At 44.8% G+C, this 7370-nt stretch carries 13 protein-coding genes; 11 read left to right on the top strand and 2 right to left on the bottom strand.

Translation table 11 applies throughout. From position 1 onward, the window contains the following. Nucleotides 1-2 precede the first annotated feature (2 nt). From QMF79_RS04925 to QMF79_RS04875, 11 genes are all read left to right on the top strand, one after another. On the top strand, nucleotides 3-1421 hold the full coding sequence (locus QMF79_RS04925) for a transposase (protein WP_281772972.1): 1419 nt from the start codon (nucleotides 3-5) through the stop codon (nucleotides 1419-1421). Between the two features lie 61 nt (nucleotides 1422-1482). After that, nucleotides 1483-2655: an AAA family ATPase gene (locus QMF79_RS04920; RefSeq protein WP_005661850.1), complete on the top strand. Its 1173-nt coding sequence runs from the start codon at nucleotides 1483-1485 to the stop codon at nucleotides 2653-2655. An 8-nt stretch (nucleotides 2656-2663) separates the two neighbouring features. Beyond that, nucleotides 2664-2867, top strand: a complete 204-nt coding sequence (locus tag QMF79_RS04915; protein WP_005661848.1) for a hypothetical protein — start codon at nucleotides 2664-2666, stop codon at nucleotides 2865-2867. Further along, entirely contained in the window at nucleotides 2860-3384 is a 525-nt protein-coding gene (locus QMF79_RS04910) for a host-nuclease inhibitor Gam family protein (protein ID WP_048950801.1), read from the top strand. The genes QMF79_RS04915 and QMF79_RS04910 overlap by 8 nt, the downstream gene beginning before the upstream one ends. Next, nucleotides 3381-3602, top strand: coding sequence for an ANR family transcriptional regulator (locus QMF79_RS04905; RefSeq protein WP_005661841.1), 222 nt, complete (start codon nucleotides 3381-3383; stop codon nucleotides 3600-3602). Before QMF79_RS04910 ends, QMF79_RS04905 begins: the two co-directional genes overlap by 4 nt. Then, nucleotides 3599-3757, top strand: coding sequence for a hypothetical protein (locus QMF79_RS04900; protein ID WP_162836963.1), 159 nt, complete (start codon nucleotides 3599-3601; stop codon nucleotides 3755-3757). Before QMF79_RS04905 ends, QMF79_RS04900 begins: the two co-directional genes overlap by 4 nt. Further along, nucleotides 3754-4161 carry a hypothetical protein gene (locus tag QMF79_RS04895; protein WP_005661837.1) on the top strand — a complete coding sequence of 136 codons (408 nt, stop codon included), beginning with the start codon at nucleotides 3754-3756 and terminating at the stop codon, nucleotides 4159-4161. The genes QMF79_RS04900 and QMF79_RS04895 overlap by 4 nt, the downstream gene beginning before the upstream one ends. Nucleotides 4162-4205: 44 nt before the next feature. After that, nucleotides 4206-4685, top strand: coding sequence for a hypothetical protein (locus QMF79_RS04890; RefSeq protein ID WP_005661835.1), 480 nt, complete (start codon nucleotides 4206-4208; stop codon nucleotides 4683-4685). Continuing rightward, complete coding sequence (locus QMF79_RS04885) at nucleotides 4661-5035, top strand: hypothetical protein (protein ID WP_005661833.1); 375 nt, start codon at nucleotides 4661-4663, stop codon at nucleotides 5033-5035. The genes QMF79_RS04890 and QMF79_RS04885 overlap by 25 nt, the downstream gene beginning before the upstream one ends. Then, entirely contained in the window at nucleotides 5032-5418 is a 387-nt protein-coding gene (locus QMF79_RS04880) for a regulatory protein GemA (protein ID WP_005661830.1), read from the top strand. Before QMF79_RS04885 ends, QMF79_RS04880 begins: the two co-directional genes overlap by 4 nt. After that, complete coding sequence (locus QMF79_RS04875) at nucleotides 5418-5795, top strand: Mor transcription activator family protein (RefSeq protein ID WP_032827592.1); 378 nt, start codon at nucleotides 5418-5420, stop codon at nucleotides 5793-5795. The genes QMF79_RS04880 and QMF79_RS04875 overlap by 1 nt, the downstream gene beginning before the upstream one ends. Nucleotides 5796-5906: 111 nt before the next feature. Here the strand turns inward: QMF79_RS04875 and QMF79_RS04870 are convergent, their stop codons facing one another. Next, on the bottom strand, nucleotides 5907-6650 hold the full coding sequence (locus QMF79_RS04870) for a helix-turn-helix domain-containing protein (RefSeq protein WP_048950799.1): 744 nt from the start codon (nucleotides 6648-6650) through the stop codon (nucleotides 5907-5909). Then, entirely contained in the window at nucleotides 6647-7321 is a 675-nt protein-coding gene (locus QMF79_RS04865) for a phage regulatory protein/antirepressor Ant (protein ID WP_281772971.1), read from the bottom strand. The genes QMF79_RS04870 and QMF79_RS04865 overlap by 4 nt, the downstream gene beginning before the upstream one ends. Nucleotides 7322-7370 lie beyond the last annotated feature (49 nt).

The following is a 7370-nucleotide window of genomic DNA, read 5'->3' as shown; positions in this document are numbered from 1 at the left end:
GTGTGGAGAAAGCAGGCTTTGGCGAGAAGGAAAAAATTATTGAAGAAGGCTGTGCATTCACCGGTTTAAGCCGAGCCACCTTTCTTCGGCAAATTAAACCCTACCGCCCAGCGAGTGGTCGCAAAGTGCGGTCAGACAAGGGGAAACATCAAATGGATGCGAATGAGCTGAAATTGATTAGTGCCGCCTGGTTACACCTACGGCGCAAAAACGGCAAAACCATGGCAACGTTGGAGCGGATTTTGGACATATTGCGCGCCAATGACAAAGTGAAAGCGGAGTTTGTGGACGAGAAAACAGGCGAGGTTCGCCCTTATTCGGCAAGTTCAGTGGAGCGTGCATTACGCAATGCCAATTTGCACCCTGACCAGCTGTTACGCCCTGCCCCTGTGGTGCAGTTGCAAAGCCGACACCCGAACCACGTTTGGCAAATTGACCCGTCTTTGTGTGTGCTGTATTACCTGAAAGAGACTGGCAAAGGCAATGATATTGTAGAGCGTCAATTTGAAAGCGGTTTGCGGTTTATGAACGTGAGTGGCTTGGCAGAACTCAATCAGCTTGCCCACCAGTGGACGCGGTATTTCAACGCCAAAGCGGTGCATAGCCGCCACGGTATGACCCGTTATTCCGCGTGGCAGAAAATTCACGCTAAGGATTTAATTTATCCACCCAGCCGTGAGATTTGCCAAGAACTGATGATTACTGCACTCACAGAACGCTTGGTGACCGATAAGTTGGAAATCAGCTTTGAAAATCACCGATATGATGTACGTGATGTACCTGATGTGAAAATTGGCGAGAAAATCACGGTGGGCAAAAATCCTTATCGCCCTGAATGTGTGCAGGTGCACTGCTTTGAGCAAGTGTTTGCTGATGATGGCTCGATGAGCCTGAAACCTTACTGGGTGGTGTTGGAGCCTGTGAAAATCAACGAACTAGGCTTCCGTGTGGATGCTGCAATCATCGGCGAAGAATACAAAGCCCACCGCAAAACGGCATTTGAAACCAACAAGGAACAGGCGGAGCAACTGGCTTATGGTGTGGAAACCGAAGATGAGTTGAAACGAGCGAAGAAAGCCAACAAACCATTATTTAATGGGGAGATCAATCCATATCAACACATTGAGAACACGGACTTAAATTGGTATATGCCGAAAAAAGGTCAAGAACACGAACTCACCACCAACGCCCGACGGGTGGAGCAAAAACCGATGTCGGTGGTGGAATTTGCCAAAAATGGCAAGGCTCGCTGGGGTGAGTTGTGGAACGGTGAGTGTTATCAATGGGTGAATGGCAGATACCCACAAGGCGTGCCGCCACTTGAAGCGGAACGGCTGTTGAGCTTAGGGTTTGAAGATTTTAAAGCGGAGTTTGTGGCACCAGAGCCTAAAACCTCGCATTTGAAATTGCTTGCCGCTTAACCACCAAAATCTCCCCTAACCCCTCTTTACAAAAGAGGGGGACTGATTGAAGGAGCATTTTATGCTGAAGTTAAAACAGGTGCTGATTGATAAGGGCGTGAGCTTAAGGCAGTTAGCACAGATGATGAATGTGTCGCCTGCAACCATTTCTCAGTTGATAAACCATAATCAACGGGTGCGGGAGTGGGCGGCATTTGAGAAGAGTTTAATGGCGTCTTTGCAAAAGATTGGGATAAACCAACCGCTTGCAACGCTATTAGAAAAGGAAGCGACAGGGGAAAGTTTGGCGACCGAGCCTGCCGCTTCCGCCCTTAAAACCAAACGAGAAATTAAGGACGAGATTATGTTACTCGCAAAACAGGCTTTATTTCCAGCCACTAAGAAACATTTTTTATTACCGATTGACCCTTTTTCCGTCGATATTCGCTCGGCTGATGAAGTTTTCGTCACCAGCGACATTCGTTATGTGCGGGAGTCGCTTTATCAAACCGCCAAGCACGGTGGTTTTATGGCGGTGGTGGGTGAAAGTGGTGCAGGTAAATCCACACTCAGACGGGGTTTGATTGACCGCATTCGTGCCGAAAACGCTCCGATTGCGGTGATTGAGCCTTACATTATCGCGATGGAAGACAACGACATCAAGGGCAAAACGCTCAAAGCAGCCCATATTGCCGAAGCGATTATTTCCACCCTTGCCCCACTGCAAAGCGTGAAGCGTTCGCCTGAAGCACGTTTTCGCCAGTTGCATCAAGTGTTGAAAGAAAGCTGTAAATCGGGCTATTCGAACGTGCTAATCATCGAAGAAGCGCACTCCTTGCCAATTCCTACGCTTAAACACTTGAAACGCTTTTTTGAGTTGGAAGATGGCTTTAAAAAGCTGATTTCGATTGTGTTGATTGGTCAGCCTGAGTTGAAGCTGAAACTTTCCGAACGCAACACCGAAGTCCGCGAAGTGGTGCAACGCTGTGAAGTGGTGGAACTCGCACCCCTTGATGCAGAGTTGGAAAACTATGTGGCGTTCCGCTTAGCAAAAGTGGGCAAAAAACTCAGCGATATTTTTGATGAAGATGCGTTTTTAGCGGTGCGACAACGCTTAACGGCGGTGGGCAGAAATAAAACCACCACCAGCCTGCTTTATCCACTTGCAGTAAACAATTTGCTCACCGCCGCGATGAATTTAGCGGAAAGTTTGGGCGTGCCGAAAGTGAATGGCGATGTGGTGATGCAGGTTTAGGGGGCGATATGAAGAAAGCAACCTTAATTTTATCCGCATTTTTGTTGGTTGGCTGTGATGATGGAATGATACAAAAGCAAACGTGGGCTTATTCTGAACTTTGTATCAGCGGAGTGGTTTACCTCCGCTCGCCCAACAGCAGCCTAACCCCAAAAATTAACGCAGATTTTTATCCTTATACTTGCCAAAAAGGAGTAACAAACAATGGCTAAACGCGCAACAAGAGTAAAAAGCGAAGTACAAGAAATTGCCTTGCAAACCCAAGATGAAGTGGCGTTGGCGATTAAACAGATCGGCGATTTAGAGCGTGAGCAGGTGCGATTGACCACCCAGCAAGCGGACGAGAAAGCAGCGGTTGATGAAAAATACACGGCGCAATTGACCGCACTTAAAGAGCAGGTGAAGCCGTTACAAAAGGCGGTGCAAGCGTTTTGTGAAAGTCGTCGTTTAGAACTTACTAACGGAGGCAAACAGAAGACGGCTTACTTTACCACCGGCGAAGTACAATGGCGTGCCAAACCGCCTGCAGTGGTTGCCAAAGGCATTGACGGCATTTTAGAAAGCCTGCGCAATTTGGGGCTGTTCCGCTTTATTCGCACAAAAGAAGAGCTCAATAAGGAAGCGATGCTTGCCGAGCCTGATATTGCACGCTCTATTTCGGGCGTGACCATTCGCGAGGGTGTGGAAGAGTTTGTCATTAAGCCGAATGATGAGGAGGTACGAAAATGAGCCGACGACCAAAAGTAGATCGAGATGTACTCGAAGAAGCCTATCGTAAAGCGGCTGAAACCGCAGCAGCAATGGAGCGTTCGGGTAATTATGCCCGAGCTGGTGAATTGTGGGGAGAAGCGGCAAAACAAGCGGTAACACTCAAACAACGTGAGTGGTGCAACACGCGCAAAACCTACTGCAAAACGTGGCAAGGTAAACGGGAGAAAAGACAATGATTTCCACACTAGAAGCCTTAAAAATGCAACTTCGCCAAGCGATTATTCAACTTGAGCGGGCGGAGAAATCGCTAGATAAAGAAGAAATAATGCACGCCAGTATTTATGTGCAGAATGCGAAGGGGATTTTGATGAAAATGGGGGTAAGACTGTGACAAACCATTATATCTCTATCATCAACATTGAACTTGAACCAACAAAAGACGATTTAACGTTCAAAATAGGTATTAATTATAAACCCAAGCCACCGAATGCAGTAAGCAATATTGTGACTGATTTAATGGCTACAATGCCAGTCATTCTAACAAAAACATGGAATGATATGATTAAGTTAGCTCCCGAAATTGAAAATGGTTTTATGGCTACGCTTCACTTTGATTTCTTTCGAGATGAAGATGGGGATTGGGCAACTAATGGGCATATCGATAAAAAAGAAGGCATTGATCCATTATTGATGGGATTAGCAAAAATGATTTTTACTGATGATCCTGTTATTCAAAAAATACTGGAAACAAATGAAGAACCTAAATATGTTCAACATTTTGATCCAACTTGCTAACTAAACCGCCTTTGGGCGGTTTTCTTGTATTAGGAGAACCGAAAATGAAAGTGAAATGTAGTGCGTGTGGAGCGTTGCATTCGTTGGATGCGTTGATTGCCAACAAGGCAGCAAGTGATGCCTTAAATGCGGCATTGTTGGTGAGTGGTGAGTTAGGCGAAGCCTTAATTCGTTATTTGGGGCTGTTTCGTCCTGCGAAAAGTTCGCTCACGTTCGACCGTGTGGCAACCTTGCTGGGCGAACTCACACCGATGATACAGGCTAAGACTATCAAACGTGATGGGCGTGAGTTTCCTGCACCGCCTGAGGCGTGGATTTATGCCATTAACCAAATGATGGCGAGCCGTGTCAATTTTACCCTTCCGATGAAGTCGCATGGTTATTTGTTGGAAATTATTGCAGGCTACAAGCCTATCGGCACAGCGGTGGCTGTGCAAAATCCTGAGCAAAATCGACCGCTTGCAAGCAATAAAATGAACGCAATTAAAGGAGCGTTGGAATGGGGCAAAACAATCAATGGCTAAAACCTGTGCTAGCTCAAGGCGTGGCAATGTTATTGCTGTTACGCCTAAAAAATTCGCCAACGGAAGATGTGATACAGCCAACACTGGAGGCGTGGTATCGGGTGATCACTTATAAAAAGTCGTGGGATATGGAGTTGGATAAGGTGCGGTTTGAGACGGCATTTATGACACTTGGGCAGACTTGTGATTGGTTCCCCACACCAAAACAACTGCTAGAAGCCTTGCCACAGCGTGAATATCCTGAGCTTCCGCCACCACCGCCAAAAAGTGTAGAAGAAATGGCACTGGAAAAGGCACAAGCGGAAAGTAATTTACAAAGATTGAAAGCAATTTTAAGAGGTAAACGATGAGAAAACGATTATTGCAGCTGGTGCATATTGGGAAAAGTCAGTTGGGAATGGACGATGAGACGTATCGAAGTCTATTATCTCAACAATTCTACCAAAATTCTGCGAAAAATATAAGCTATTCAGAGCTAGTGAAACTGGTCAAAATACTACAACAAAAAGGTGCAAAAATTCGCTTACCGCATGATGTTTCACAGCTTTCCGCCGTTCAGCGGAAATTGTGGGCAGTGTGGAAAGCAGTGGCTGAGGAAAGTAGTTCGGCAGCGTTGAATGCGTTTGTGCAGCGCTATTATGCCGAGATTGCGGACTGGCGTGAGCTAGATAGCGAGCAAACCGCGTCTATTATTGAGCAACTAAAACAGTGGAAAAAACGAGTAGGTAAATGATGAATGAAGCCAAATTTGACAATAATGACTTTCAAACCAAAGCCCCTGATTTATTGGTAGATTTGGCGAAATATACGGTAATGGCGGTGCGTGAATGTTACCCTGAAATGGACGCGGAAACTGCGGAAAATATCGGCATGATTGTGGCATTGAAGACGGGCTACAACTGGGGCGGTTTGAATGTGTATGTGCCGAAATCAATGTCGCTTTTCGCCTGTGAGCGTGAAAAGCAAATTTTCAACGAGTTCACTGGCAATAATCACGCCTACCTTGCTAAGAAGTATGGTTTATCTTTGCAATGGATCTACAAAATCGTCAAACGCGTGCAGAAAGAAGAAATTGCCAAACGGCAGTTCGATATGTTTGCCCAATCCTAAAAAACAAACCCAGTGACCGTAAAAAGTCGCTGGGTTTTCTTTTTCTCTATGTGTAACTCTATTTCATTTCGCCTTTCTCATTTCTTCCCACTTCATCCAAATTTTTCCCATTTATGTTGGATTATTTTTAGTAGTTATGTTGGGTGGGTTTAGTCTGCCGATTGCCCAAGAACCATCATCTGCAAAAGTATTCGATGATTGAGGTTGTTTAATGCTTTGCAATTCCTTGTCTTTCAAATACCAAGTAGCCTTGAACCCTTGCCAATTCCGCTCAATGGATATTGCCACCGATTCTGCAACTGATAGCCGTACTTTGTTTGCCTCTCTCAGAAAACCATTCATTGCCGTTTCTGTGATTGGCGCTTTTTTCGCTTTTCGGTGAGTAATGAAATCTTTAGCAAGCTGTCCTGTTATGCCAAACCGCTCAAGCAACATTTCGGATTCGCTTTTTTGCGTAGTTTTTTTAGGTTCATTGACTGGTTCTAAAGAGTGACTGGTTATGGGTGAAATATTTTCACTACCCCCTAGTGCAAAATTTTCACTACCTAGTGAAATATTTTCACCACCCAGTGCAAAATTTTCACTACCTTGTTCAAGGTGTAAAAAGTATAAATTTGAGATGGAACCATCTTTATTTTTACGTTCTTTTTTGCTTACTAATCCCATTTTGATTAAATATTCAATGTGACTGATTGCACTACGTCGGGTCATCTCGCATTTATCGGCAATGTATTGATAACTTGGGAAACAAATTCCATCATCATTGGCATTATCAGCGAGTTTTAAAAGCACAAGTTTTCTAGCAGGATTGCCAACCTTACAATTCATTGCTTGAACCATTAATCGCATACTCATAGCATCAACTCCGAAGCATAACGTGACGCGATAAATTCAATGCCTTTGCTTGTTACGCGCGTCTGAGTGTAATTGTGACCGTGTTCAGCGGTGCCTGTTTTAACCGTAAAAAGATCTTTCGTGTGAGCCGATTGATAAGGCAAAAGCACGCCTGATTGACGATACAAATATTTATCTTCCACCAAGCGATTGACCAATGCACGCTCAGGTATTTTTAAAATCTTCGCCGTCTCACGAAATGATTTACTCGTCCCCACTTCCACATAGTGATCGACAAAAGCGACTTTAGGTGCATTGCGCTCTTTTTCTGCTTGCAACTGAGCGGCTAACATCAACGCCTCAGAAAAAGATTGCGGAATAAGTGCGTTTGGTTTTTGTTGATTTTCCAACGCTTGCCAGCGATCGACTACAGCGGCGGTAAATTCAGGCGATAAGCGAGCGACAATTACAAGGGTGTCTCGCTTATCTGAAAAAAATTCAAAATAACGTTGATTATTCTGCGGATGAATGTAGGAATGGGGTGTCGTATTTTTTAGGAGACCCCTTTCAATCAATTCACGTACTAATTTCAATACGTTATCGTGACGCTTCTCGCACAACTCCGCAATTTCCCGACTACTCATTGTCAAAGTACTTGCGTTTTCTTTCGTAATCGTTAATAATTGATTCATCTGTATATTCCTTAATGAATTAGCCACGAAATCTCCTCGTGGCTTTTTT

Origin of the sequence: Pseudohaemophilus parahaemolyticus (assembly GCF_938021905.1) — a bacterium.
In the GTDB taxonomy this organism is placed as follows: domain Bacteria; phylum Pseudomonadota; class Gammaproteobacteria; order Enterobacterales; family Pasteurellaceae; genus Haemophilus_A; species Haemophilus_A parahaemolyticus_B.
The sequence above is the reverse complement of the archived record's forward strand: the minus strand, read 5'-3'. Positions and strand labels throughout refer to the sequence as shown.